The 25102-nt window shown below is 65.8% G+C and carries 19 protein-coding genes and 1 pseudogene; 10 read left to right on the top strand and 10 right to left on the bottom strand.

What is annotated here, in order from left to right:
- Nucleotides 1–35: 35 nt before the first annotated feature.
- Entirely contained in the window at nucleotides 36–491 is a 456-nt protein-coding gene (locus B9A95_RS28935) for a MarR family winged helix-turn-helix transcriptional regulator (RefSeq protein WP_084051089.1), read from the top strand.
- 398 nt (nucleotides 492–889) lie between these two features.
- Here the strand turns inward: B9A95_RS28935 and B9A95_RS28930 are convergent, their stop codons facing one another.
- Nucleotides 890–1666, bottom strand: a complete 777-nt coding sequence (locus B9A95_RS28930; RefSeq protein WP_084051088.1) for a class I SAM-dependent methyltransferase — start codon at nucleotides 1664–1666, stop codon at nucleotides 890–892.
- Between the two features lie 86 nt (nucleotides 1667–1752).
- Here B9A95_RS28930 and B9A95_RS28925 point away from each other — a divergent pair, with 86 nt between their 5' ends.
- The 3 genes from B9A95_RS28925 to B9A95_RS37345 all read left to right on the top strand — a co-directional run bounded on the left by B9A95_RS28925 (nucleotide 1753) and on the right by B9A95_RS37345 (nucleotide 3315).
- A complete protein-coding gene (locus B9A95_RS28925) occupies nucleotides 1753–2523 on the top strand; it encodes a helix-turn-helix transcriptional regulator (protein WP_084051087.1) in 771 nt (256 codons plus the stop codon).
- Between the two features lie 302 nt (nucleotides 2524–2825).
- Complete coding sequence (locus B9A95_RS28920) at nucleotides 2826–3119, top strand: helix-turn-helix domain-containing protein (RefSeq protein ID WP_084051086.1); 294 nt, start codon at nucleotides 2826–2828, stop codon at nucleotides 3117–3119.
- A complete protein-coding gene (locus tag B9A95_RS37345; RefSeq protein WP_084051085.1) occupies nucleotides 3019–3315 on the top strand; it encodes a helix-turn-helix domain-containing protein in 297 nt (98 codons plus the stop codon). Before B9A95_RS28920 ends, B9A95_RS37345 begins: the two co-directional genes overlap by 101 nt.
- A gap of 479 nt (nucleotides 3316–3794) precedes the next feature.
- Here the strand turns inward: B9A95_RS37345 and B9A95_RS28910 are convergent, their stop codons facing one another.
- From B9A95_RS28910 to B9A95_RS36445, 4 genes are all read right to left on the bottom strand, one after another.
- Entirely contained in the window at nucleotides 3795–4082 is a 288-nt protein-coding gene (locus tag B9A95_RS28910) for a hypothetical protein (RefSeq protein ID WP_084051084.1), read from the bottom strand.
- Nucleotides 4083–5168: 1086 nt separating this feature from the next.
- A complete protein-coding gene (locus B9A95_RS28900) occupies nucleotides 5169–7109 on the bottom strand; it encodes a BTAD domain-containing putative transcriptional regulator (protein ID WP_170928836.1) in 1941 nt (646 codons plus the stop codon).
- Nucleotides 7110–8088: 979 nt separating this feature from the next.
- Nucleotides 8089–8241, bottom strand: coding sequence for a hypothetical protein (locus B9A95_RS34280; protein WP_170928835.1), 153 nt, complete (start codon nucleotides 8239–8241; stop codon nucleotides 8089–8091).
- Between the two features lie 546 nt (nucleotides 8242–8787).
- Nucleotides 8788–8913 carry a hypothetical protein gene (locus B9A95_RS36445; RefSeq protein ID WP_281255904.1) on the bottom strand — a complete coding sequence of 42 codons (126 nt, stop codon included), beginning with the start codon at nucleotides 8911–8913 and terminating at the stop codon, nucleotides 8788–8790.
- A gap of 415 nt (nucleotides 8914–9328) precedes the next feature.
- Here B9A95_RS36445 and B9A95_RS37340 point away from each other — a divergent pair.
- From B9A95_RS37340 to B9A95_RS28885, 4 genes and pseudogenes are all read left to right on the top strand, one after another.
- A pseudogene (locus tag B9A95_RS37340) lies at nucleotides 9329–10628 on the top strand (IS701 family transposase).
- Nucleotides 10629–10916: 288 nt separating this feature from the next.
- On the top strand, nucleotides 10917–11648 hold the full coding sequence (locus B9A95_RS32830; protein ID WP_139807120.1) for a carboxypeptidase-like regulatory domain-containing protein: 732 nt from the start codon (nucleotides 10917–10919) through the stop codon (nucleotides 11646–11648).
- A 454-nt stretch (nucleotides 11649–12102) separates the two neighbouring features.
- On the top strand, nucleotides 12103–14403 hold the full coding sequence (locus B9A95_RS28890; RefSeq protein ID WP_170928832.1) for an ATP-binding protein: 2301 nt from the start codon (nucleotides 12103–12105) through the stop codon (nucleotides 14401–14403).
- A gap of 56 nt (nucleotides 14404–14459) precedes the next feature.
- Nucleotides 14460–16511 (top strand): ATP-binding protein, encoded by a 2052-nt coding sequence (locus B9A95_RS28885; protein ID WP_084051080.1) that lies wholly within the window; start codon nucleotides 14460–14462, stop codon nucleotides 16509–16511.
- Nucleotides 16512–16803: 292 nt separating this feature from the next.
- On the opposite strand, the gene B9A95_RS28880 is transcribed toward B9A95_RS28885, so the two are convergent.
- Together B9A95_RS28880 and B9A95_RS28875 are read right to left on the bottom strand one after the other, a co-directional pair.
- Entirely contained in the window at nucleotides 16804–17967 is a 1164-nt protein-coding gene (locus tag B9A95_RS28880) for a TolB family protein (RefSeq protein WP_084051079.1), read from the bottom strand.
- Nucleotides 17968–18020: 53 nt separating this feature from the next.
- Nucleotides 18021–19163 (bottom strand): TolB family protein, encoded by a 1143-nt coding sequence (locus B9A95_RS28875; RefSeq protein ID WP_084051078.1) that lies wholly within the window; start codon nucleotides 19161–19163, stop codon nucleotides 18021–18023.
- Between the two features lie 228 nt (nucleotides 19164–19391).
- Between B9A95_RS28875 and B9A95_RS28870 the strand changes: the two genes are divergently transcribed.
- Nucleotides 19392–20786, top strand: coding sequence for a hypothetical protein (locus tag B9A95_RS28870; RefSeq protein WP_084051077.1), 1395 nt, complete (start codon nucleotides 19392–19394; stop codon nucleotides 20784–20786).
- 572 nt (nucleotides 20787–21358) lie between these two features.
- Here B9A95_RS28870 and B9A95_RS34815 read toward each other — a convergent pair.
- Together B9A95_RS34815 and B9A95_RS28860 are read right to left on the bottom strand one after the other, a co-directional pair.
- Complete coding sequence (locus B9A95_RS34815; protein ID WP_212648408.1) at nucleotides 21359–21715, bottom strand: hypothetical protein; 357 nt, start codon at nucleotides 21713–21715, stop codon at nucleotides 21359–21361.
- A gap of 145 nt (nucleotides 21716–21860) precedes the next feature.
- Nucleotides 21861–23060, bottom strand: a complete 1200-nt coding sequence (locus B9A95_RS28860; RefSeq protein ID WP_084051076.1) for an MFS transporter — start codon at nucleotides 23058–23060, stop codon at nucleotides 21861–21863.
- A 31-nt stretch (nucleotides 23061–23091) separates the two neighbouring features.
- Here B9A95_RS28860 and B9A95_RS28855 point away from each other — a divergent pair, with 31 nt between their 5' ends.
- On the top strand, nucleotides 23092–23796 hold the full coding sequence (locus B9A95_RS28855) for a hypothetical protein (RefSeq protein ID WP_084051075.1): 705 nt from the start codon (nucleotides 23092–23094) through the stop codon (nucleotides 23794–23796).
- A 622-nt stretch (nucleotides 23797–24418) separates the two neighbouring features.
- On the opposite strand, the gene B9A95_RS28850 is transcribed toward B9A95_RS28855, so the two are convergent.
- The gene (locus B9A95_RS28850; RefSeq protein WP_139807119.1) at nucleotides 24419–25021 is read right to left on the bottom strand and encodes a TetR/AcrR family transcriptional regulator; all 603 of its coding nucleotides are present in this window, start codon (nucleotides 25019–25021) and stop codon (nucleotides 24419–24421) included.
- Nucleotides 25022–25102 lie beyond the last annotated feature (81 nt).

Genomic DNA, 25102 nt, shown 5'->3' with positions numbered 1-25102 from the left:
TTGACAAGCATACACTTTAGAACTAAAGTGTGCGCATGACGGACGCGCCCCCTCGGCTGGTACACCGCCGCGCCCGCACTGGCCGGCCCGCGGTCGTGGCCTGGCTGAGGATGGTGCGCCTGACCCAGCACCTCGGGCAGGCCTGGGCCGAAATCCTCAAAGCGCATGATCTCAGCCCCGCACAGTTCAACGTCATCGCCACCATCGGCGGTCAGCCTGGCCTGACCCAACGTGACCTGAGCGAGAAACTGCTGGTCACGCAGGGCAACACCAGCCAGCTCCTGCTGCACCTGATCCGGCGTGACGTGATTGAGCGGAAGCCGGCCGGAAGGGAGAAACGGCTGCATCTGACTTCCCACGGGCAGGCCCTGTTCGATGAGCTGGTGCCGTCACACGAGGACTGGCTGGTTGAGCAGTTCTCGCCCCTCACCTCCGAAGAGCAGGCGCAACTGGCCGCCATGCTGCGGCGCCTGAAACGCACACGGGCATAAGGAGCCCCCCGCGTAAACGCAGGGGATGTTCAAACGCTCCATTTGCGTACCCGGGGAATCACCGGTTTTCTCTCCCATTCCCTTCCCAGGCAACCCCGAAGCACTTTTCCTGGAAGCGGACTGGTTGCGGTCACCCTCACGCTGCTGTTCGCCCCCCCGGCCTTCCTCCGGTAGGGCCGTTCATCCCCTGGGGACGACCGCCCGTTGCGCGTGATGCGGAATACGCGGGGCGCGCAACGGGACCGCCTGGCCGCCGGCTCCCTCGCGAGTCTCAACGTATTCCTCCCTGTGGTGCGGCTTGGGGCGGGGAGCGGTGTCACAGCCGGGTCGGCGAAAGCGGCGAGCGGGGCCGGGCGGTCTTTCAGTACGGCTGTGCCGCCACGCGCCTCAAGGTGGATCTATACCGCGTACGCCGCAATCAGAACTGTATCGACCGTGAAGCTGCCGTCGTCCCCGAGCTCGAAATACTCGCTTACCTCGGCGGCCACGCCTGCCTGCAGCGAACGTATGGCGGCCACGTGCACGTCCGGGGTGCGCATGCGCTCAATCCAGGACGCGAATTCAAGGCGCAGGCGGTAGGTGATGACAGCGTCGACGGCAAATCCGCTCGCCGCCAGCGCCGTTTTCCATTCGTCGATCGAGGCGTTGCGCACATGGGAAGGATCGCGCAGCAGTTCGGTGGTCTGCAGCCAGGTGTCAAGCAGGGGCCGGCGTGGGCTGACCACGTCCGCGAACAGCCCGAGTCCTCCCAACTTCGTCACGCGCCGCATCTGCGTCAACCCTTCGGTGAATCCGTTCCAGTGGTGCGCGCTGTAACGGGTGGCGACGACGTCGAAGGTCGCGTCGGGACACGGCAGCGTTTCCGCCGCCGTCCGCTTCGTCACCACATTCGCCAGACCGCGTTTGACGGCCTCGCCCGCCACGGTCTCCAGCATCGGCGCGGACAGGTCGCAGGCAATCACTGTGCCGACCAGCGGTGCCAGCCGGAAGGTGACGTGCCCGCCCCCGCAGCCCATGTCGAGTGCAGTCGCCTCAGGCCGTTGCCCGACCAGCGCGGCCATCGCGTCCAGATCGGCACCAGCGGCATGCACAGAACTTGCCAGGTAAGCGCCGGCGCGCGAATCGTACTGCTTGAGGATGACGCTGTCGTGGTTGCGGTTTTGTGGCTGGGTCATCGGGGCTCCTTTGCGCTGATGGGTTCATTGTCGGTGAGCCGTTGCACTGTGACAAGAAGAGCTTTTATACTGGTATAAATTCAGCCATGAATGCTGCAGAACGGCGCAACCTGCTCGGTGCCTTTATCCGCGCGCACCGCGAGCGGCTCTCGCCGCCCCGAAACGCCGGGCGGCGACGTACGCCCGGCCTGCGGCGTGAGGAACTGGCCGATGCCGCGGGCCTGAGCGTCACCTGGGTGACCTGGCTTGAACAAGGACGCTCCGTGACCGCATCGAGCGGCGCGCTGGTGCGGTTGGCCGGGGCGCTGCACCTCTCCGCGGCCGAGCGCGCATCCCTGTTCGACCTGGCCGGCAGGACAGACCCGGACGCGGTTTCTGAACAGGCGGACGACCTGCCGCCGCCGCTTGCCGCGCTGCCATCGCTGATGACGGTACCGGCCTATCTGCTCGACCATGCATGGACGGTACGCGCGTGGAACCTGCAGGCAGCGGAGCTGTTCACCGGCTGGCTTGATGCCGATGAGGTTGACCACAACCTGCTGCGCTACGTGTTCCTGGACGACGCTGCCCGCAGGCTGATCGCGGACTGGGAGCACCGTGCGCAACGGCTGGTGGCCGAATTCCGGGCCGACTTCCACCGGCAACCGGGGGACATCACGATGAAGGCGCTGGTTGCCGACCTGCGCCGCGATAGCGCGCTGTTTGATGGCTACTGGCACCGCCAGGACGTACTGTACCGCGAAGGTGGTGAGCGGCGATTCATGCATCCTGCCCGGGGCGCGCTGACGTACATGCAGACCACGCTGCTGGTGGCGGCGCAGCGGGAGATCAAACTGGTGTGCCTGGCACCGCAGTGAAAACGTCTCTCGCCCGCGCTGCCCGGGCGTGCTGGAGCCAGAGGCGGAGCCCGCGTGCGTGCTGAACGGGCCCGGTACCGACAAGTGAAGGCCTGTTGCGCAGTAAGGGGGCGAGGCTCCAGAAACGTCGTCTAGGTAGGGAAAAAGTCCCTCATTTTAAACCAAAACCAATCTGGGCTGGTTGTGGAGCGTTTTCGTAAACTTGATCTGCTACTGCGCAATAGGTCCTGATATCTCCCGCAGTCTCCGCGCGCCGCGCCTGACGGACCTGCCCCTCGGGGTCATGAAGATGAGTTCGGAATATGAGAGCTGCAGCCTTGATTCCGCACCATACATCTGAGGAGCTTGAAGTGGCGTACCGCCAAGCCGAACGTCCTCTTGAACGCTCCCGCTGGCAGATTGTCTGGCTCAAAAGCAAAGGAAAGTCAATTCCGGAGATCATTGACGCGACCGGATTTTCGCGTACAACGATCAGTACGTTGATTGCTGCCTACAATGCCAGTGGCGAACAGGCCCTTCTGGATAAGCGTCAGTTTAACAAGTCTGATCCTGCTCTTAATCCAGACCAGCAAGAGGCATTTCCAGAGGGAGGCTGAAACAGGTGGTCTCTGGACCAGCAAGAAAGTCAAGATACACATCCAGGAGCATTTTGGGATTGAAGTGACTGAGGTGTGTGCCTGGGGCCACTTGAAAAGACTTGGTTTTCCTGTTCAGGTTCCTCGACCGACGCATACGGAGGCGGCTTCTCCCAAAGAACAGGGGGCGTTCATAAAAAAGTCGGGGCGGCGCTGAGCGTTGCTCAGGCCGCCTACCCCGAAAAGCAAGTTCGCCTTTGGGTCCAGGACGAAGGACGTTTTGGCCTTACGTCAGGCAACGTGAGGGGCAGCGGATGTCGCCAGGCTTTCCGAGCTGCGTGCCCGAGCGGTTGTAAGGCCGTCTCGGCGTTGAGCAGCGGGGAGCCCGCCTCCGGGGATGGCCTGCCGTGCAGCGGTAGGGGAGCGTGGCGGTTAAGGCCAGCAGGAGGGAGAGGGAAGCGGGAAGGGATTCGTTTGATCGTATATATTTTATGACCGCGTGGCAGAACGGGGGCCTTGCGCTGGGTGGTTACCCAGAGGGCTCAAGTTGCAGGAAGGAGATGGATATGCGTACGGTCCTTGACGCGTCTACCCGAGACCACCGCGTGGTGGTCGCTCCATTCCTCGCCGCGCTGAAGGACGGGGCATCCTGGGAAGTTTTTGAGGGAACGGTCATCAGCTCCTGCGCTTCCACGGTCATCCCGGAAAAGTCGCCAGCTCATTTAAGAGGAGAAACTCAGGTCGACCCACTGTGCCGCTCGACTGCATGGTCGCGCGCACGGCGGCGTCGTTCAAAAAGCCCTCAAATGCCTCCTGGCTTTCCCACGTAAACAAAACGCGTACCTGCCCTTCCACCCCTGGTACGGTGAATACACGGCAGCCCCTGCTGCCATGGCTTCGGCGTGCGGCAGCTCCCGCAGTCGAAAAGACGCCAATAAACTTCTGAAGATCCTCGATATTTACGGTGGCCCAGATGTGCGTCATACCTTCCCCCTTGAGGCATTGTGCCTGTTATTGATCAACATTGGTTTGTGGCAAAGAGCGGTAGGGTCGCGTTTCCGAAATGCTGGGTGGAGCGCTTTACGGCCATGGTCGAAGTGTGTTTGGCTTTCTCGTGTCGTTGCAGCGCGTCAAACGGCGCCTGCGCCTTGGCGTGGCTGCGCGGCGAGTTGCCTACCGGAGCCGAACACGACGACCCGCAGCCGGGCGTTCACCTCGTCCCTCCTTTCACCCGGAGCATAGATTCACAGGAATGATGAGGGAATGATGAGACTTGCTCACCGCGACTCAAAATGCCCGGTGGATGGGGCCTTGCCCAAGGCAAAGGAATTGCCTGGACAGTTTTGGCCGAAGCTGTCACGTCCCGAAGAGGTTGTTCGGTCGCCCCGAATGGTGACGCAGGCTGAAAAGCCCAAGGCCGTCACCCCTTGAGAGAAGGCTTTTCCGCCGAAGCCTGCACCCTTCCGCGGGGGCGCAGTGGCTCTGGAAACTGTGCCAGGCTCCTGCGCGCCAGTCTGGCGGGTGAGGGCCGGCCTTTGCCACGCCATGGGGCAAACAGGCGCGCGAAGCAGCTGGGGAGCGGCACGTTGCGCGCCGGTGACGCCGTTCAGGCGGTGCGCCCATCCCCGCAGGTGTTTAAAACGGCCTTCCTCGCGCAGGGAACTGAGGTTGGCCATTCTCCGGACCGGGCACTTCTTCCCCGGGCACGCTGGCGATGGAGGGTGTATTGCTGGGGGCATGACGCCGCATCACCCGAATCCGAGCACGTCCGTTGCAGGCGGAGCGGTTGAGGAAACGACCCATGGCCAGGGGCGATTTGACCGCCGCAAGGCTGGGCAAGTGCCGGCCCCGCGCGGCAAGAAATAGAGTAGGCGGCGCTTGGAGGCTCTTCAGGCGCCGCCTACGTTGAAAGACAGCGAGAACATCGGCGTAGAGCCGTCCTCCACGGTCTTTCTGGGCGTTCACGTCCTTCCATTGAGCCCCGGATGGGTGCAGGCCGGGATTCCCATCACTTGAGCCGAAACTGCACGGTCTCAGGCGCGGAGGGCCAAAGAGCTGGAGCGGCTCTATTCAGCCCCCTTCGAGGCGCGTCCAGGCAGTAAACGACTGAGCTCTGCCCATTTCATCTCCGCAACGGGCAAAAGCCTGCTGGGCCTGCTCAAAGTAAACCCTGGCCTCCAAGGGGCGATGCGCGTGGAGGGCTGATTCGCCAGCCTGCACGAACCAGACTGCTGCCTGTTTGTCATTCGCTCCAGCCTGCCACTGCCACGCGATCTGCCCTGGATTTGCCTGGTGACGCTCCAGAGAACGGGCCGCATTTCGGTGTAGCAACTTCCGAACAAACTCAGGGGTTTCAGAGAAGATGGTTTGTGCAACCGAATCATGCGTAAATCGCTCTCCCGACATAATCTGCGCGCGCTCGAGTTCACCCCAACGTTCAGCAACGTCCAGAAGAGGCGCTTGCAGCACCTCGGCAACGATCTCAACGGTGAAGTCGCGTTGGAGCGCGGCTGCTGCACGGGCCACCTGCAACGCTGGAGCGGAGAGCCGGGTCACCCGTGCGCTTATCATCTGCTGGACCTTTGCGGGCAGCGGCAGGCGGTCTGGGAGTTCACTGTCAAAAGCTCCTAATTCGATGAGGTATTTCATTGTTTCCAACAGAAACACGAGGTTTCCTCCGGAATGCTGCCACAGCCGCCGTCGCCAATCTGGATGCGGAGGAACGCCCAACGTATCCATCAACTCGTCGGCTGCCCCTTCGCCGAGTGGAGGCACCTCAATGATCGTCGCCAGGTTTGCGTCAACAAGATCCTGAATGGCCCGTTCGGTGGCTGGCGGCAGCTCGCCTTTCCGATAGGTATCTACGAAGTGCGGCAATCCTCCGGGCTGGCCGAGCGGAAAGGCGGATGCCAGCATAAAACCGCCAAGGTCAAAAGAGGCCTGATCGTAATACTGAAGGTCGTCTGTGATAAACGTTTGAACGTCGCGGCTCGTTTCCCGTACAAGATTCAAGGTGGCCTGCTGAAAATGCAGCGTATTCCAGGAGTCGACCTGCACGGGTCCAAATTCAGGCAGCAGGTGCGCCAGCGCCCGCCGCTCCCATGCTGTAGGCGGGACGTAAGGCCGCTGAGCCAGGTGTCGGCGAAGCAGCCGGAGGGCGGACGCATAGAGCTCGTGGGCGTCGCCAGGCCGGCCTTCAACGCGTAGATAGGTACCGTGACTTGCAGCGAACTCTTCGGCGAGTCTGGATTTCCCCGTTCCAGCCTCCCCGACAAGGAAAATAACGTGTCCCTGATCCCGGGCGTGTTCCATCTGCCTCCAGATGTGGTCCCGCCCCACCAAAACAGGGGGGCGCTGGATGCTCAGCGGAATGGCATTTGGTTTGCGAGAAGGCAACAGCGCCGCTTGGCCACCCTGAGCGATCTCTTCCGCCAGGCGAGCGGTCTCAGGCATCGGCTGAACTCCAAGTTCGCGAAGTAAAACGGTGGTGCAGTACCGGTAGGCAGACAGAGCGGCGCCCCTGTCCCCGTTCAGGTAGTGCAGCCTCATCAGGTGACGGTGGGTCTCTTCACTCAAATTGTCGAGCTCCGAGAGGCGTACGGCGTACTCCAGGGCAAGCCCAAGCTCTCCGTCCAGTTCAGCCTGGGCCCGAAGGCCATTGAGCCTGCGTAGTGCCAGTTGCAGCAAGCGTTCCCGCTGCAGATGCACCCAGTCGTCAAATTCTGGCAACTCATTAAACGCGGCGTTTTCAAGAAAGGCGCCATCAAGCCGGAATGCGGACAGCGCTTCGCCGGCCGTAAGCACTCCGACATCCGTCCAAACAGCAGGATTCAGCGCCACGGCCTCGTTGCTCACGGTCAGTTGCGACCGTGACATGGAGGCGATGCGGCGCAGGAGGTGGACCAAGTTGTTCCTGCCGACACTGTCTGACGAGGTGGGCCAGAGGAGGGAAGCCAGCAGCGCGCGGGGCGTTGGACCCTCCACTGCCAGGTACGCCAGCAAAGCCAGCATGGTCCCCTCACACCGGAGCTGCCGGCCATCTGGGCGGTGTAACGCTGGATTACCGAGCAACTGCAGGATCCAAGTTTGGGGCGGCCTCATGACCAGCGAATGGTACCAAGGAGTCCCCGGGTCTTCTGCTGCCGGTATTGTTCGGGTTTGGCCAACGCCTGCAGCTGGGATCTGGGAAGTGGGATGTGCCCAGAGCCTGCTGCGCCGCAAAGGTGGAAGCGGCCAGATTCAAGCGTGTTGCGGCCGGAGAAGTCAAAATTCCAAACGCGGTCCCCGCTGCCCCTTCAACGCCCACGCAACAAGCCTTCAGGTCTTGGAGTTGACCCGCGGACATGGAGTGAGGCGACCGACAACGGTTGCGCGAACCCGCCGGGTTCAGGTGCCGCAGCGGGAAATGCCGGCGTTCCCCGCTGGAGAACGCCGGTCGAGCGCGCAACAAGGCCGACTGAACTTCCTGCCGGGTTGCAATTGCCTGAACGGGCGATCTCCCCCCACCCCTACCTTACAAAAGGCCCTTCACAACGGCGGGATTCAACCACGCCCCTTCAGGCCCATGCCCGGTCCCTCCCCCCCGTATCCTCCAGGGCAAGTCGGTGCGCCCGGCTGGCGTCTTGGCCTCCCCGAGTTCCTGCGGTGCGGCGGATCTGGCGGCAGTGGGCGACGTTGGTACACCACCTCCACTGCGGCCCGCAGGCGTGTGGTCGTCCGCTCACCCGCAAACCGTTCGAGCGCAAGGTGCGGGTGCCAGCTGCTGACGGCGGCCAGGTACCGGTGCCCCTCCCTGGTCCAGATGCAATGTAGAGCCGGACAATGCAGATGGCAGCGCCCAGGGCGGCAAAAGGTGAGGCGCGCGCGCCTCCGCCCTCGGCCTGCTCTCCACCCAGGTGGCAACCCGCTGTCCCTTGGTGCCCGTCGCCGCCAAGGGACAGGGCATTTACCCGATCCTTGCGTTTTCCACCCTGTCGCTGAGCGCCCTCCGTCATCCACGCTCCTCGGCGAAGAAGCGGACAAGCCCCATACAGGTGCTGTTCGGCCCAAGGCGAGCCACGGCTTTTTCCAGGGTGTCCCGCTCATAGGGTGTCCCGCTCATGCCGGGCAACACCGAACGCTCACTCCAGAGGATGAATTTCACCCTGTTCTGCATTCATCCCTGCTTTTCTCTCCCCAGGAAAGGCAGCCCGGCATTTCTGATCGGCGGTGTGGACCTGGCGGCGGAGCATGAACCTGCTCCGCCGCCAGGTCACGCGCGGAACCAGGACCGAGTCAGTTCCCTTCCCCCTGTTGCGGTGGGGCGCACGTACAGGCCACCGGCGCATCATCCTGGGTTTCTTAATGGGTAAGAAGCCAAGGACGTGCCAGCAACCTGAATGGGATCGGCCACCTGCCCGCGACGCCACACCTCCTGTTCGGCGAGGACGTTCTACATGGGGGCAACGTCAAGGAGATTTCAAAGTAGGTGATCACTCGGCCTGAGAGGAGCACTCCACTTCAAGGGCCAACTCCTGAGTGTGGCGCAAATACAGCGCAAGGGCGGGGTTGGACCTCAGGAGGTTGCCCCCACCTGAACAGCGCTATTGGAAGAGATTCGGGCCACTGATGCTCGGGGCCGCACACCCTACAGCTGTAAGAAAGGTAAGCCGTGAGTCACGCCATATACGCTCCTCATCGCCCTCAGTTTTCACTGACCCTTACTTGCGACGACCTCGCCCACTGTGATCGGCGCTTCACGTTCCTGCATGAACTTGGCGCTCGCAATGCCATCGCTGCCGTCTTGCAGGACAGTGCGGACCTCCAGAACGCTCACCTTTCCCTTTGTCTCCCTGGTGGTCGCTGGGACGCCAACCCGGGGCGCTTGACGAGGACGGCTCTTTCGGTGACTGAACCGTCTTCTACGGCTGGTCTGAGCAGGCGCTTACGTATGGCCTCGGGCTGGACCTGACGTCCGTGTATCAGGAAGAACGTGAGGCCGCCGTTCTCTCGCACCTTCAGGAGTTGCCGAATGGCACCGTCTATCTTTTCGAACAACACTTATATACGGCCATCCCCACTGTAAGTCGCCGGCTGAATCTTCTGAACCCCTTCGACCGCCTTGAGCTCGAGTTTCTCGCTGCAGCCGGGTGGCTGGGACTGAGCGTTGTGCGGGCACACCTGCTAGCTGTACTTCGGGGAAATTCAGGAGGAACTAGGGAGGCCAGCATCGGTGATGCTGGCCTCCTGCTATGCCACGTTCTTTGCCCCCTTGGACCCGACATTTTCCCACCTGGTTCGCACCCTTTCTGACGCACTTTCGCCACCGTGCAGGGCGCACTTGGGCACCGTTGTACGTGCGTGGACTGTGCAGCGGTGCGTCCCGGAAAAGCATGCAACCTCTGGCTGCTGTGGTGGCTCCTGGAAAAGAAGACCACCTCCAGCACTTCATCACCGACAGTCCCTGGCCAACTCGTCCCCTGGAAACGCTGCTGGCCGAGCGGGCCCAGCAAATGCTTGGAGGCAAAGACGCCGTCTTGATCATTGACGATACCTGCCTGACCAAATTTGGGACGAAATCCGTGGGGGTTGCTCGCCAGTATTCGGGACAGGTGGGCAAGATCACGTCCTGTCAGTGTCTGGTCTCCCTGACCTTAGCCCAGCACGAGGTCCCTGTTCCCCTGGCCCTCCGGCTCTTCCTGCCACAGGACTGGACCAGCGATCCGGCGCGTCTCCAGGCTGCTGGTGTTCCAATGGAACACCAGCAGCCACAGACCAAATGGGCGTTGGCACTCCAGGAACTGGACCGGGTACGCGAACACGTCACCTTCGGCATGGTCTTGGCGGACGCTGGGTATGGCGTGACGGCTCAGTTCCGCCATGCCCTCACCACGCGCGGACTGCTGTGGTCGGTGGGTGTGACTCGCACACAGACGGTCTATCCCAAGGACGTTCGCTTAATCCCTATCCCCAAGTTCTTTCGTGGCAGAAGACCCAAGCACCCCACCCCCTCCGAAGACCGGCAATCGGTGGAGGACGTCCTCAAAGGTGCTGCATGGCAGCACCTGGTGTGGCGACACGGGACCAAGGGTCCCCCTCTCAGGACGCTTTGCCGCTGTGTACGTGCGTCTCGCCGATGGAGAGGAAAATGCCCAGGGCCAGCACCTTCCCGGGCAGGCGGCCTGGATCATCGGTGAACAGCGACGGGGAGAGGAACGCAAATACTACGTCTGTAATCTCCCCGAGAACACCTCTCTTTCTCGGCTGGTTGAGGTGACCAAGCGCCGCTGGGCTTGCGAGTTGACCCACCGGGAGCTGAAGGACGAAGTCGGTCTGGACCACTTTGAGGGCCGTTCCTGGCAGGGCCTCCATCACCACGCCGTGCTTTGCATGCTGGCCCTGACCTTCCTTCAATGGTTGCGATTGACCCAGCCCGATGACCTCAAAGGTGACACTGTCCCCGCTATTCGAGCGGAGGTGGCAGGGGACCTGCCCCTGCCACCTCCGTGCCAGCAATGCCGCGCCTGCACAGCTTTATTCAGCGGTCCCTGAATTTCCCCGAAGTACAGCTACAGGCGCGTGAGCACGGGAAAACAATGCGTTCATGGCCGTGACGCCCGTGGGCTTGGCCCGGGTTGATTTCTGGAACCAGCCTGCTTGGTCTTCCAACATGGCAACGGCTACCGCGCGCTTATTCCATTCGCGCAGGCCCAGGGCTTCTGCCTGGCCCGAGGGCCGCGATCATCTCCTCATCATTCACCTTTGCATACGCTTTGGCCACGCAAGGGCACCAGCACCCTTGCAATGACGTCGTCCCAGAGTTCACGCACAGGAGGGTACATGAAAAGAGCTATCGGGATTCTGACCGTACTGTCAACGATAAGTCAAGCCACTGCGGCAGACGAGGTTGCCAGGGGATTTATCACAGGAGTCGTAACCAACGTTCAAGGCATACCACTGAAGGGGGTTCGGATTACAGCAGACGATATGCATATGTACAACAGCAATCTTGTTACTCAAACCGATGCGAACGGTCGTTATAAAATTAATGTTAAAAATATTGCAACCACCTGGAACGTTACTGCGAGAATGATTCTGATATACAAGGAATACTCTATTCCTATCGAGCTGGTTCCCAACAATGTTCAGTCTGTACCGGGAAATGTTGGAGGCGTCAGAGATTTCGTACTGAAACCGAAAGAGGTTTCATACGGAGACCCTTATGGTAATTTGGGCCGAGTCAATGTGCAGCGGCCCGTGGGAGTCTATGATATTGAGGAATCGCAGTTGCAGCTTACGCTGACCCCAGTTGGGAAACTGGCTGATGGGACCACGGGCAAACCTCTTTCGGTCAAACCCATTCAAACAGGATCAGGTTGGATGGTCCCGAACGTCATGTGGGGGACCTACAAGGTGACAGCCACGCAAAGTGGACAGCCTCTCCAGGTTCGGAAAAAAGCGAGTGCGACGGAAATTCCAGAATGGGGCAACAGCTATACAGGTGACTTTGTTATGGCTTACTCGGCCACGGTGCCAACCTTGTTCATTGAAGTGCGTCACCCCCCACAGTAATTGCCCAGCTGGGCACGCGAGCCCCGGTTCAGGTCCTACACTGCCCGCAGCCAGGAGGCCGCTTGCCGTGTGCCGGAAGGTGGCAGGGCCAGGTCCTCTTCCCGGAAGCGCCCCGCCTGCCCCCCCGTCAACACCTGAGGCCATCACGCTCCAGGCGCTTCTGGGGCGCGTGTCAAAAAGAGGACTTCTTTTTGACCGAGCAGAGCGGCCTTGAATGGGCATTGGGGAGAATGGCGCCGTGAGGGGTGCCCTTCCGCGCGCCGCGCAATTCGGACAAATGCTCGAGGTGGGCCGGGGAAGGAGAGCACGCGTGAGCTCCACGCCCTGGGTACACGCGGCTGTGGGAGGCACAACCCCTTGGCAACGGCACACACTTTGCGGCGGCACAGCCGGCCCTTTCCTGGCTCCCCACCTTCCGGGGACTTTCCGTCCACTCTGGTATGCTGAGAACACCGTGAAACCAGAGGGGGAGTGGCAGCTCAGCGTGCTTGGCGGGGCCAGGCTCGTCGGGCCAGATGGGCGGGAGCTCCGTTGTGAGGGCAAGTCACGCACACTCCTGGCGTATCTCGCGCTGCAAGGGCCCACGCCGCGCTCACGGCTGGCGGGACTGCTGTGGCCAGAGCGGACGGAGGCGGCGGCCCGGAACAATCTTGTGCAGCTTCTGCGCCGGATGGGGCGGGCGTTCGGGGCGTCTCTGGTGGTCGGGCAGGACCTGCTCCGCCTGAGCGAGGGGGTGTCGGTCGATGCGCAACAGGTCCTGGAGGGACGGGCGAAGGGCGTGCCGGGCGGAACCCTGCTCGACGGCGAGACCTGCGGAAACAACGTCGACCTCACCGACTGGCTGATGGTGCAGCGGGAGCGGCTCGACGCCGCCCGTGCGCTCACGCTGGGGAACGCCGTCCGCCGCCTGGAGGAGGAGGGCGCCTTCCCGCAGGCGGCGGTCCTGGCGCGGCGCGTCCTCGACTTCGACCGGCTGTCCGAGGACGCCCACCGCACCGTGATGCGCACGCTGTACCTGTGCGGCGAGCGGGCACAGGCCCTGGACGTGTACAGGCAGCTCTGCGCAGCCCTGGGCCGGGACCTGCGCGCCCAGCCCATGCCGGAAACGCAGGAACTGGCCCGCCTGATCGAACAGGGAGGCAAGGTTCCGGACCTGCGTGCGCGCCGGGCAGCCAGCGTGCCGCTTTCGGTGCTGCGTCCGCCCCGGTTGACGGGACGCGGGCGTGAGTGGGAAACCCTGGAGGAGGCGTGGCGCGCGGGGCAGTTCATGATCGTGTCGGGAGAAGCGGGGATGGGCAAGACGAGGCTGGCGGCGGATTTCGCCGAGAGCAAGGGCCGGGTGCTGACCCTGGAAGCGCGCCCCGGGGACCGCCTTGCGCCCTACAGCACGACGGCCCGCAGCCTGCGCCGGGCCCTGAGCTTGTCCAGCGCGGAGCTGCCCCTTGGGGTAAGGCGCACCTTGAGCTGGCTGCTGCCTGAGCTCGCCCCTGAGGGGGAAACGCCCCCGTCGCGGGCGGACGCGTCGCTGCACGAAGCGCTCCAGTACGCTTTTGCCCTGAGCTTGCAGGGGGTGGACGCCTACCTATTCGACGACATGCAGTACGCGGACGACGCCAGTATTGAGGCGGGCTTCGTGCTGATCGACGCGATGTTCCCGCTCGGCCAGCCGGGCGGCCTCCCGCACTTCATCGCCGTGCACCGCCAGGACGAACTGCCTGCCTACACCGCCCAAATTTTCACGCGGTTGGTAGACGCGGGCCACGCCCGGCGTGTGGCGCTCAGTCCCCTTCCCGGCGTGGCCGTGACGGCGCTGGTGAACAGCCTGGGGGTCTCGCTTTCACCGGAACGGGTAGAGCAGCTCGCGCGTATCAGCGGGGGGAACGCGCTCTTCGTGCTGGAATCCGTCAAATCCCTGCTCGAAGCGGGAGGTGCCCCGGCGGGCCGAAGCCCGGTGCCGCCCCGCGTGGGAGAAGTCATCGCCCTGCGCCTCGCGCGGTTGCCGAAGATGGCGCTGCAAGCGGCCCGCGCGGCGGGGGTGTTGCAACAGGAGTTCGGGCCGGAACTTGTGGCCGAGGTGCTGGGCGCCCCCGTGCTCGAGGTGGTGGCGGCGTGGGACGAGCTGGAGGCCGCGCAGATCATGCGGGGCGAACGGTTTCACCACGACCTGGTGCAGGAGGCGGTGCTCGCCCACACGCCCGCTACCGTACGGCGGCTGCTGCACCGCAGCGCGGCGCGCGCGTTGGCCCGGCACGGCCTGACCCCTGCCCGAATCGCCCAGCATTGGCTGGACGGCGGCGAGAACGGTGAGGCGGTGCCCTGGCTGCTCCGAGCGGGCGAGGCGGCGGGCGCCGCCCTACGCCACACCGAGGCGGCGGAGTTCTTCGAACGTGCCGCCCAGCTCCTCGACGGGGCCGGGAGCAACGCGGCCTTCGGCGCCTGGGAGCAGGGTGCGCGCAGCCGCGCCCACACCCTCGGCCGTGCGGCGCACCAGAACGCCGTGAACGCCCTGCACGAGCGCGCGCGGACACCGCAGGAAACCGCCCGGGCCTGGCAGGCACAGGCGGAGCTGTTCGCGGGGGTGGCCGAGGGCGGCCGTTCCGAGGACGCAGCCCGCCGCGGACTCGCGGCGCTGGGCGACCTGAACGAACCGCAGTTGCGCGCCCGCCTCCTCTCCGTCCTGAAGGGTTCGGTGGAGTCCACGGACCGTTCCGTCCGCCGAGTCACCCACCGGAACGACGCGGGTCAGCCGGACTGATGGTAAGGCCCCGTCCGGTTTCCCCTGCGGTTGAGCGAAGTTGATACCCTGAGCCCATGCCGGAATACGGGAGTGCTTGGCGGCTGGAGGTGCTCGGACCGCCCCGCCTCATTTCGCCCGGCGGCGCCGTACCCCTGGAGCGCAAGGCTGCCGGGCTCCTCGCCTACCTCGCCCTGGAGGGCCGGACACCCAGGGCCGCCCTGTCGGAGTTGCTGTGGCCCGGCACGGAGGGAAGCGCCGCGCGCAACAACCTCGTGCACGTCCTGCGGCGCCTGCGCGAGGTGGCGGGTGGGCCGCTCGTGCAGGGGGGTGACGGGCTGGAGTTGACGCCGAACCTGGCGGTGGACGCGCAAGACCTGCTGGGTGACGACCCCAGCGCCGCTCCCCCGGGTACGCTGCTGGACGGCGTAGATTTCGACGATTGCCCGGACCTGCTGGAGTGGTTGCTGGCGTGGCGCGAGCGGCTCGGTGCCCGGCGCGCCCAGGCGCACCTCACCGCCATCGGGCGGCATGAACAGGCCGGGGCCTGGACCGACGCGCTCGCGCGCGCGCGGGAGTGGCTGGACGCTGACCCCCTCTCCGAGGAGGCCCACCGTGCCCTGATGCGGCTGCATTACCGCAACGGCGACCGCGCCTCTGCCCTGCGCGCGTACCACCGCTGTCAGGAGGTTCTGCGGCGTGAACTGGACGCCGGTCCTTCCCCAGAAACGCGCCGCCTCGCGCGGGCCATCGACCGGGGCACGCTGCCTGAAGCTCCGGCCACACCGACCGGGCGACTTCCCCTGCGGGTACTGCGTCCGCCGACGCTCGTCGGTCGCGAGGACGCCTGGGCGGCGTTGGAAGACGCCTGGGCTGCTCGGAAGCTGATCTACGTGACTGGCGAGGCGGGCGAGGGCAAGACCCGGCTCGTGCGGGACTTCGTGGCGAGTAAGGGTCCCGCGCTGTATCTGCCCGGCTACCCCGGTGGGCGGGAGGTGCCGTACGCGGGCACCGTTCACAATGCCCGCGCGCGGCTGGCGGCGGCAGCCGGGGTGGAGCTGCCCGGCTGGGTGCGGCGGGAGCTCTCGCGCGTCATGCCTGAGCTGCGCGGCGACGAGGCGCTGCCGCCGCTGATCGAGGAGGAGGACCGCCTGAAGTTCTTCGCGGCCTACCGGGAGATGGTCCGCCTGACCTCCGCGGGGTTTGCGGCGGTCGTAAACGACGACACGCACCAGTACGACCAGGCGACCGTGGAACTGGGCGCGTTCACGCTCTCCCAGGCGCGCCTGGGATCAACGAACGACGTGCCGCGCCACATCTCGGTCTACCGCCGCGGAGAGCTGTCTGCGGGCGCCCTGGCCGTCGTGGACCACCTCGTCCAGTCGGGCGCTGCGGTGCGCGTGGAACTGGGCCCCCTGGGCGAGGACGCACTGGGCGCGTTGCTCCGCGATCTGGAATTGCCGGAGAGCGTGGCCGAGACGGTGCAGTGGCTGCGCCTGACGGGCGGCAACCCCCAGTTCGTGCTGGAGGCGGCCAAGCACGTGCTCCAACGGCGGCCTTTTGAGGCGGGAGCGGTGCTGAAGGGTTTGCCCGAACACATCTCCTCAGTGATTGAGCGGCGGCTCACGGGCCTGAGTCCGTCGGCCGTGCAGGTGGCGCGGGCGGCGGCCGCTCTGCACAGTGACTTCTCGCCCGAACTGGTGACGGAGGTGCTGGGCACCACGCTGCTCGACACGGCGGTGGCCTGGGAGGAACTGGAGGCCGCGCAGGTGATGACCGGGGAACGCTTCAGCCATGATCTCGTCCTGGAGGCGGTGTTTGCGAGCACACCACCGGCGGTGCGGCGCGTGCTGCACCGGGCCAGCGCCCGCGCCCTGACGGGGTACGCCGTTCACCCAGCGCGGGTGGCACAGCACTGGCTGGACGGGGATGATCCCAGGCAGGCCGCGTCATGGCTGATGAGGGCGGGCGAAGAGGCGTTCGGCACGTCGCGGCTGCAAGAAGCCGGGGAGTATTACGAGGCGGCACGCCAGGCGTATGAGGCGGCCGGAGACACCGAACAGGCGTGGGCAGCGCGGCAGGCCAGGGAGAGGCTGGGTCACTTCGGCGGGCCTCGCCCAATCACGTAAAGGCTGAGCGCAGGGAAGCGGGACAGCGCGCGCCAGCAGGGCAGCCAACCCCGGGGGACGCCGCGAGGCCGGGCGAGGTGTACAGCCCCGATCTGGCGCAACTGGTTCCCAGACCGTACCACCGCCTGACCCGCGCAGGGCAGGGCATCCTCACGATGTGGCAGGCATGTCCCCCTGTGGGGAGAGGACGCCCTGCGCGAGACAGGGCCCGGAGCGTCAGGGCAGCGGAGGACCGGGCGAGGGCTGAGGACACCGGGCCGGTGTGTAGGTAGGAAGGGGGGGGGGGGGAGGTTCAACGGGGGCCGCATCCTGGCTGGGTGGCTCCCGCCACGGTGTGCACAGCTTTGCCGGTTACGACGTCCTTGACATAGAGGGTGTAGTCCCCAGGGCCCAACTCGAACCCCTCTCTGAAGGCGTCCTCACTGCGGTAGGACGCCACGCTGTACGCCACATGGCGGCTGTCCGGCAGCCAGCAGAAGCCGTCCAGCCTGTTCAAGTCCCCCCGTCCTCGGTCCGTCGCCGTGAGGTCGCGCGCGGTCTGGGTGGCAAGGTTGAGGGCCGTCACCGTGACGGGCTGCTGGGGAGCACTCTCGTACGCCTCCTGCACAAACAGGAGCGTCCTGCCGTCCGGTGACACGCGCAGGGTCGGCGTTTCCCCGTAGTGCCCACCGAACTTGCCGAGGGCGAGGAGACCGCCGCTCCGCAGACCGAACCTGAAGACGAAGAAGGTGAAGTTGTTGCGCAGGTCCTCGTCGCCCTGCCCGAGGTTCGCGGCGAAGTACACCGCCTGGCCGTCCGGAGACACGGCGGGAAGGCTGAAGCGCCAGTTCCCCCGGTCCCGGGCGAGGGCCGGATTGTACCCCCGCAGGAAGGACGCGACCTGCGGCCAGCGGCGCTGCGCACCGAGCGCGTCCAGCAAAACCTGGGGGCGGCCCGTCGTGAAGATGGCGCGTTCCCCCGCGCCGTTGACCGCAGTGACCACACCGTTGCCACTCGCCCACGCCAGGGCCCGCCCGTCCCGGCTGGAGGAGGCGTCCGGCGAGGGCGCGGCGGCCCGTCCCGGCGCGGTCCAGTTCAGCAGGAGCCCGTCCGCGTTGCCCGCCCACAGGGTGTACCCGGCCTCCGACCACGAGAGCCATTCGGCCGGCGCTGAGCGCCAGCGCGCGGGCAGGGGTTGCGGCGCCGCGTACGGCGGGGGCAGCAGCAGGCCGCGCATCGGGGGCAGCCCCGGGCTGTTGCGGCCTGCCGTCGCCTCGGCGTAGGCCACGTCCCCGGTGGCGGGGGAGAGGGCGAGCCGGTACACGTCGCCGCTGTGGGGCAGTTCGCGGGGTAAAGCGCCAACCCGGGATTCGAGCCAGGGAGCGAAGCCGCGCAGGTACGCGAGCTTTCCCTGGGGGAGGGCGGGGGCGGCGCTGGCGGTGGTCAGCAGGAGGAGGGCGAGGGCGAGCCTGTTCATGGGTGCAGGGTAAGCGACCCCCGGTGACGCGCGGATGATGCCGGCGCTCCCGCTCAGGGCAGGCGGAATTCGGCCGGGCCCCAGGTCAGGCCGTAGACCACCTCACCCCCCTTGAGGTCACGAATCCTGCGCTCTGTCCGCCCGTCGTGAACGAAGATGGCACCGTCCCGGACGTAACTGGCCTGCTCCCCGTCCGGCGACAGGGCGACGGTCAACGCGCCGTCAAAGTCCCCGTGGTAGATCTCGGGACTGCCGGTGCTGACGCCCCCGCAGGCCCATTGGCGCACCAGGCGTCCCGCACTGAGGAGCTGACAGGACAGCTCCCCAGTGCGGACGACGAAGCGCACCGAGAGGCCGTTTGGCGCCCGGACAGCGACCAGGCTCTCGGGCGTGCGGCTGGGCGCCGCCGTGCCCGGGCGGGAGACGTCGGATCCCCCGGTGAGGCTGAACAGGTGTGCGCCGCCGAATACGGTCAGGTAAACCGCTGTGCCCCTGCGGACGGGATGCCCACCACCGGCGACGATCGCGCGGCGTACCACCCGGCCGGCGGCATCGAGTACGGAGACGCCCGTATCGACGGGAAGTCCCGATCCCATCGCCTGCGACGGGTTGCGCAGGTATGCCCCGGGGACACGCTCTACTGGGCCGCGGACCACCAGCCCGGCTGGAGTCCAGAGGACCTCCGAGCCGATATTCTCGCCGACGTCGGCGAGGGCTTCTGTCGCTTTGACCTGCACCGCACCGCCCAGGACGGAATACAGCGCCAGCGTGTGCTTGAGTTCTACCCTGCCGGTGTCTTTCTGGGTCCACGCGAGGAAGTGGCCGTCCGGAGACCAGGCGGGGGTGGAGCGAATCAGGCCCTCGTCGCCCCGTTCCCCCGGAGGCTGGGTGGTGAGGCGGGTGGCCCTGTGCGCGGTGAGGTCGAGCAGCCAGATGTTCGTTGGGGTCCAGGTCAGGTTCCCCTGGGCACCCCGGGCCCGCACGGCCGCCTCGGTGACCGAGGCGTAGGCAACCGTGCGGCCGTCGGGAGACAGGGCGGGCGGGCCGTTGTGGCCCCAGCGGGTCAGCTGAGCCCAGCCCCGAACCGCGGTCCAGGACCACAGGTCGCCCGAGATATTGGCGACCAGGGGAGCCGTGGCGGCAGAAGCGGCGGAGAGCAGCAGGATCACGGAGAAGGCCAGCAGGCGCGCGAGCATGGGGTCACCCTGCCGCAGGGTGCATGACTTCGGGATGATGGGGTGCCGCAAAGCGCCTGTGGGCCCACCCCTTGCCTGTGCAGCAGACCTGCCGGAAGGTTTTCACGGCCTGTCCGCCCCTCGTCTCCGACCGGGGCGTGAGGAGCGCGTCATCCGCCAGCCATTGCCCTCTCCCTAGCCTCGTCCCAGAACGAGGCAACCCGGAGCGGCTGCCCAAGGAGCGTGACGATGAACAAGCCTGCCCCTGCCCCCCTCCTCCTGCTGACCACAGCCCTGTGCGCCTCAGGTCCCGCCGGGGCCGCGCCCGCCACCCCTGTCCCCCAGGCCCTCCTCGGCCAGTGGTTTGACGGTGCCCAGCTTCCCGACGCGGCGTACAACACCCCCTCCCTTGCCAGCGCGACCTCCGCGCGGTTCGCGTTCGGCAAGGACGGCACGTACGAATTCAGTAAACTCGTCATGACGCACATTCCCGGCTACGCGCCCATGTCTACGCTGCTCATCGCCTGCGAATCGCTCGACGTTACGGCCGAACGCGGCACGTTCAGGGTGCAGGGCAACAAGATTACGCTCACGCCGTCTTCCCTGAAGACCATCGCCGGGTTGTCTCCGGCGTCCCTCAACCCGGGCTGCAAGCGGTTTCCCGGCGTGACCTCCACCCGGCAGCCGGGACCGTCCGAAACCGATGTCTGGCGTGTTGATGGGGCAAAGCTGACCTTCGGCGCCGGACAGGACGCGGCGGCATTCGTCCGCCGAACGCCCGACGCTGCCCCAACCCCGGGCCCCAGCAGCCTCTCCGTTGAACTGCGTGGGGAGTGGCACAGCGGGCGCATCTCGCCGGTGGAGTACTACAACGTCTCCACCGGCAAGTGGGCCGATGCCAGCGGCACCAGCATCATCCTCAAGCTGAACGCCAACCTGACCTACGAGCGCACCGGCCTCCTCGTCGTGACAAGCTACGGCTGCACCTCCAAGCTCCTCGTGCGGGAGAAGGGCAAGGTGGCGGTGAACGGCGCGGCACTGACCTTCACGCCGGCTGCGAGTTCCTCGACCGGCTACACCTGCTCGCCGAGCAAGGTGTCCTCCGCGAGAAACACCGTCAAGCCGTACACCGAGCGCGCGCTGGTGAAGGTCAACCCGGACGGTCAGCACGTGCTGCGCCTGGCGTCCGGCAGTGGTGAAACCCTCTTCAATCACCCCCTGGGCAGTTTCCCGGAGCGGGCAGCGGGCCGGGAAACTGCCACACCGCCTGCGCCGAGCACCTCCGGCTCGCCCACCGCAAGCCACCGCACCCCGAATTCCTCAGCAGCCCCCACCCCCGCGCCCACGAGGTGGACGGCCACGGGCGACTGGGACCTGGCGCTCACGTTCGGGGGCCAGACCTACCGGGCCACGGTGTCGCTGGACGACGACTCGCCGCGCATTCTCGGTTCCGGCACCCCGCCCGTCGAGTACGTCAACGGCAGCAGCGCGACGGGTGACCTGGAAATCGGCCTGACCGGCCAGGACGGCAATACGCTCGAACTCTCGGCGCGGGGCCGCTTTGGCGGGGACCGCTACGAGGGCCAGGTGCGCGGCAAGTGGGGGGGCGCAGGTAAGGGCACGGTCACGCTGAAGCGGCGCTGAGGCGGCGCTGCGTCAGCCTCCAGGGCTTCATCTCCCGGAACACTCTGAATCAAACGGCAGAAAACACGTCCGTCCTGCCCGCTGGAGCAGGGCTGCCACGCGCTCAAATCCTGCTCTCCAACATCGTGCTCTGGCAACCCAGCGCTGAAGGCGTGATGGCGAGGTGACAGGGGGAAAACAAGGCGAAGTCGTTGCGGCATACCGCCGTGCAGGACTCCAGTCCGCGTCCTGAAGACGCCATCAATTCCACCGCGGCGAGGCCCGGGGGCGCCGAGCGGTGTTGTTGTCCGCCAGATCCCAGAGGCGGGCCGTTTTGCCAAAGCGGCCACTCCGGAGGGCCCGGGCCTCGGGCGTGCGAGCGAGGCCATAGATGCAGCCGGTATGGCCGTCCAGTTTCATCAACTCCCGCCCCGTTGCTGCACCCCACTGCCACGGTGTAGAGCGCCATTTGACCTTCGTTGCCCATGATGGCGGCCCGGAGCGCTGCTCCGCTGCGTGCCAGGTTCTGGTGAACTTCTTCTGCGTGAGGGTACCGGGCAGGAGAGGCGTCCAGAACGGGCGCCGGAGCCCCGTCACGGTGGGGGCCTTTCGTGGTGCCACCGCTCAGGGTGGAGAGCAGGTGGAGCGGGGCGGACCGCAGATCGCGGGCCATGACCTCCGGATGACCGCGTGGGTACGTCAGCCTGGGCAAGCAGTGCGCTCCGCTGCGGAAGGTCTGCCGGCGTCCGCAAAAACAGGTGTGGAGCAAGGGGGTCTGCTCCGGGGCGGCAGGACAGCTCCGGCCATCTGACCCCGGCGAGCGAGAGCAGGCCGGCACCGCACCCCTGCACGGTGGAGCGGGGGATGAGGTAGATCATGTTCGGTCCGGGCGTCAGGACAAGCACGAAGGCCGCCAGGATGAACAGCAGCAGGTCACGCAGAGGAATCAAGGGCCACCTCCTGGCCCAGCCTGGCCCCGACAGCACGTTCTGGTGTCGGCAGACCTCCCGGAGCCGAGCGTCACCAGCGTCTGCCTGCCCTACGCGCCCGGCCTGCGCCTGACCAGCGCCCTTCTCCGCTTACTTGAGCGCGGCGTCACGCTCGACCGTTCGTCAGCCGCAGGGCCCAGAGCCCCACCAGCAGTTGCAACGCGCCGTGCATACATATGGTGAGCAAAATCTCCTGCGGTCCGCGCGCCAGGCTGGCCACGCCCGTGCCCAGCAGCACCCCCACCGCCATCAGGTGTCCGGCCAGCCCGAAGACGCGTCCCTGCGCGGTGTCTGGGCTCAGGCGCTGCACCAGCGTGGTCCAGCCCGCGCCGCTGGCGGCCGCGGGCACCCCCACCAGCGCCATCACCAGCAGCGGCGGCCAGTGGGCCCCCGACACCAGCGGCAGCGCAAAGAACGCCAGATCGCCGAGGCCCAGGCCCACGCCCCCGCCCACCAGCAACGCCACGGGGTTCAGGCGGGCCGCCCAATGCGCTGCCAACGCCCCGCCGAGCAGGCCCCCGACCGCCTGCACACCCACAATCAAGCCGTAGGTGCGGGCATCACCGCGCATCACCTCCGTGACAAAGGGGGCAAGCAGGGTGCCGAAGATGCCCTCGCCCACTGCCGCGAGGCCTGCAAGCCCCACCAGCAGCCGCAAGGGTCCCGAACCCCGCACCACCTGGAGACCCTCGCGCAGCGCAGCGGGCAGCCGCCCTCCTGCTTTTCGGACCGGAGCGGTGTCGCGCCGTACGCCCAGCAGCAGCGCCGCTGCCAGCAGAAAGGACAGGAGGTCGGCCAGCACGACCGCCCGGAGGCTCAGGGTGGCCAGCAAGCCACCCCCCACCGCCGGACCAATCAGCCGCGCGAGGTTGTTGTTCAGGGCATTCAGCGCGTTGGCGCGGGGCAGCTCGGTATCCGGGACCAGCGTGGGGAGCAGGGCGTTTTCGGCTGGGCCGGCAGGGAGGGTCACCAGCGCCAGCAGTGCCGAAGACGTCACGACGGCCCACAGTGGCGGCAAGGCGGACGCTCCTAGGAACAATGGCAACAGCGCCAGCCCGGCCAACAGGTTGCTGACCAGCAGCACCCGCTGCCGGGGCCAGCGGTCAGCAACTACGCCGCCCCAGGCTCCCAGCAACACCCGGGGCAGGGTGCTGGCCAGAAACATCAGCGTGGCGGCTGGTACCGACCGGGTTTGCAGATAGACCTGGGCCGGCAGGGCCGCTGAGAGCATCCAACTGCCGATCATGCTGATCAGCCCGGCCCACCACAGGCGGGCGAATGAACCGTGGACAAGCAGGATGAACATACGGCGTAGCGTGCGGCTTAGGCTCTGACGAATGACACCTCACTTTGGTCAAAGCCTGACGGTGCAGGCCCCGGTGGTGGTCACCGATCCACAGGCGGCTGCCCTGCTCCTGAATCCACGGGCTGTGCGGGCACTGGGGCCTTTTATGGGACGGGCCCTGCCCGCCCAGGCAGCGGCCCGTGAAGCCGAACTGCCCATCAGCACACTGCAGTACCGGGTGCGGCAGTTTCTGGCCTGCGGCCTGCTGCGCCTGGCGGGTGTGCAGCCCCGCTCGGGCCGCGCCATGCCGCTGTATGAGGCCCCCCCGGCCCTGTTTGTGCCTTTCGATTCCACACCGCTGATATCCGACACCCTGCTTTCAGAGGCTGGCTTTGAGGCGTGGCAGCGCCGGCTGACCCGCTCTATCGGCGCGGCCTGGGTAGAGGCGGCCGCGCCGCGCCGCCTCGGGCTGCACCTGATTGGTTCTGCGGACGGGCTGGTGTCACGCAACGTAGAACCCGAACCCGATCCGGCCCAACCCAACAGTTTTTTCGAGTATCTGCTGGGTGACCAGGCGCCGGCTGTGTGGGACTCGTGGGGCGCGCTGTACCTGACGCCCGCACAGGCCAAGGCGTTGCAGCGCGAACTCGCTGACCTGATGGGCCGCTACCGTTCCGAACAGACAGAGGGGGCCCGCGCCCATCTGGTGCGTGTGGCGGTCGCCCCCCTCATGCCAGACGAGGGCGAACAGCCGTGATCGTGCCCAGGAAGCGGAATACAGGAGCCGCCTGGCAGGCCAGGCTCGCCTTTACGGCCCGTGCCCGCCTCTCCCTCTACGCCTGAGTGGGCCGGGGCCTCAACGTCATGACGGACCGAGGCGCGCACGGCTACTCAAACACGACCAGAACGCTCTGGTGCGGAATTCTGCCACCCGGCTCAAAAAGGCGCTGGATCCAGCCGACTGTGCGCAGCCGTTCTCACGACGCGCTCCCGGCTTGTTCCACCGTCCCGTCCACGAGGAAACGGCGAATGCCTCCGGGCTCTCCACGGCCAGCCCTGCCCGAGACGACTGCCTCAACTCATCCATTTGGCGGATGTTTGTCCGGAGTGTCCCGCGTACACTAAATTCATCCCACAACAAGAACCGACCGGGTGAAGTCGGCGGGCAGCCCTCTTCGAGGGCTTTTATGCTGGCGCGGGCGTCCCCCGTCCCCCCTTGACGCGGGCGCCCATCTCCACCCTTGCAGATCTGGTCCGTCGCTGACCTCCTCCGTTTCCCCCTCTCGTGGATGTCAGCGCAGTTCCGCCCAACTGCCCCCGAGTTCGAGAGCCAGTATCAGCAGCGCAGCCCCTCTTGCCCTCTGGCTGAGCCAACGGGCTTACCCCAGTCCAACTGTTGCTTCAAGCCACGCTGTGCTGGCGGTCACCGTCTCCTCAGGCGTGAGGCCTCCGGCCGCTGTGCGTGCCTCGGGAGACACGAGCATCCGGACCAGGCCCACGAGCTGTATGGCCTGAAAGCGGAGGAGCGGCGCTGGCACCTCCGGCGACTCCTGGAGCAGTTGGTGGGTGATTCGGTCTTCGTATTCGCTCCACATCCTCAGCAGTCGAGACTGTAACGCTGCCGCGTCTCCGAAACCCCGGTGATAGGCCTCCAGGCCATAACCGTGCTGGTGGTTGTCAAGCATCGCGGTGAGTGTCTTGATGACCGTCTGCAGCGCCGAAGTGCCGGGAGGGCGTTCCTGAAGGGCCAACAGGAGGGTGTCGATGAGTTCGGTGTCCGCGAAAACCAGGTCTTCTTTGGAGCGGAAGTACGTGAAGAGCGTTTTGACGGAGATATTGGCGGCTTCGGCGATTTCTGCGACGGTGACGTTGTCGTAGCCGCGTTCTTCGAAGAGTTGTTCTGCAGCGTCGAGGATGGCGTTTCGGGTGAGGACTTTTTTGCGTTCTCGGAGGGGGAGGGTGGTTGGACGAATGGGGGGCATGGCTCGTGCTCGCTCCTTTATTTCACTGACCCACATTCTATATCGCAAGAGTAAGGTAACTCACTTACTCTAAAAGGTAAG

The organism is Deinococcus hopiensis KR-140 (genome assembly GCF_900176165.1).
Lineage (GTDB): Bacteria > Deinococcota > Deinococci > Deinococcales > Deinococcaceae > Deinococcus > Deinococcus hopiensis.
Note: the sequence above shows the minus strand (reverse complement) of the source record. Positions and strands in the feature narration are given on the sequence as shown.

What these genes read in the sequence shown, in the direction of transcription:
- B9A95_RS28935 (WP_084051089.1), top strand. Translation starts at nt 36, where the DNA reads ATGACGGACGCGCCCCCTCGGCTGGTACACCGCCGCGCCCGCACTGGC.
- B9A95_RS28930 (WP_084051088.1), bottom strand. Translation starts at nt 1,666, where the DNA reads ATGACCCAGCCACAAAACCGCAACCACGACAGCGTCATCCTCAAGCAG.
- B9A95_RS28925 (WP_084051087.1), top strand. Translation starts at nt 1,753, where the DNA reads ATGAATGCTGCAGAACGGCGCAACCTGCTCGGTGCCTTTATCCGCGCG.
- B9A95_RS28920 (WP_084051086.1), top strand. Translation starts at nt 2,826, where the DNA reads ATGAGAGCTGCAGCCTTGATTCCGCACCATACATCTGAGGAGCTTGAA.
- B9A95_RS37345 (WP_084051085.1), top strand. Translation starts at nt 3,019, where the DNA reads ATGCCAGTGGCGAACAGGCCCTTCTGGATAAGCGTCAGTTTAACAAGT.
- B9A95_RS28910 (WP_084051084.1), bottom strand. Translation starts at nt 4,082, where the DNA reads ATGACGCACATCTGGGCCACCGTAAATATCGAGGATCTTCAGAAGTTT.
- B9A95_RS28900 (WP_170928836.1), bottom strand. Translation starts at nt 7,109, where the DNA reads ATGCTGGCTTTGCTGGCGTACCTGGCAGTGGAGGGTCCAACGCCCCGC.
- B9A95_RS32830 (WP_139807120.1), top strand. Translation starts at nt 10,917, where the DNA reads ATGAAAAGAGCTATCGGGATTCTGACCGTACTGTCAACGATAAGTCAA.
- B9A95_RS28885 (WP_084051080.1), top strand. Translation starts at nt 14,460, where the DNA reads ATGCCGGAATACGGGAGTGCTTGGCGGCTGGAGGTGCTCGGACCGCCC.
- B9A95_RS28880 (WP_084051079.1), bottom strand. Translation starts at nt 17,967, where the DNA reads ATGAACAGGCTCGCCCTCGCCCTCCTCCTGCTGACCACCGCCAGCGCC.
- B9A95_RS28875 (WP_084051078.1), bottom strand. Translation starts at nt 19,163, where the DNA reads ATGCTCGCGCGCCTGCTGGCCTTCTCCGTGATCCTGCTGCTCTCCGCC.
- B9A95_RS28870 (WP_084051077.1), top strand. Translation starts at nt 19,392, where the DNA reads ATGAACAAGCCTGCCCCTGCCCCCCTCCTCCTGCTGACCACAGCCCTG.
- B9A95_RS28860 (WP_084051076.1), bottom strand. Translation starts at nt 23,060, where the DNA reads ATGTTCATCCTGCTTGTCCACGGTTCATTCGCCCGCCTGTGGTGGGCC.
- B9A95_RS28855 (WP_084051075.1), top strand. Translation starts at nt 23,092, where the DNA reads ATGACACCTCACTTTGGTCAAAGCCTGACGGTGCAGGCCCCGGTGGTG.
- B9A95_RS28850 (WP_139807119.1), bottom strand. Translation starts at nt 25,021, where the DNA reads ATGCCCCCCATTCGTCCAACCACCCTCCCCCTCCGAGAACGCAAAAAA.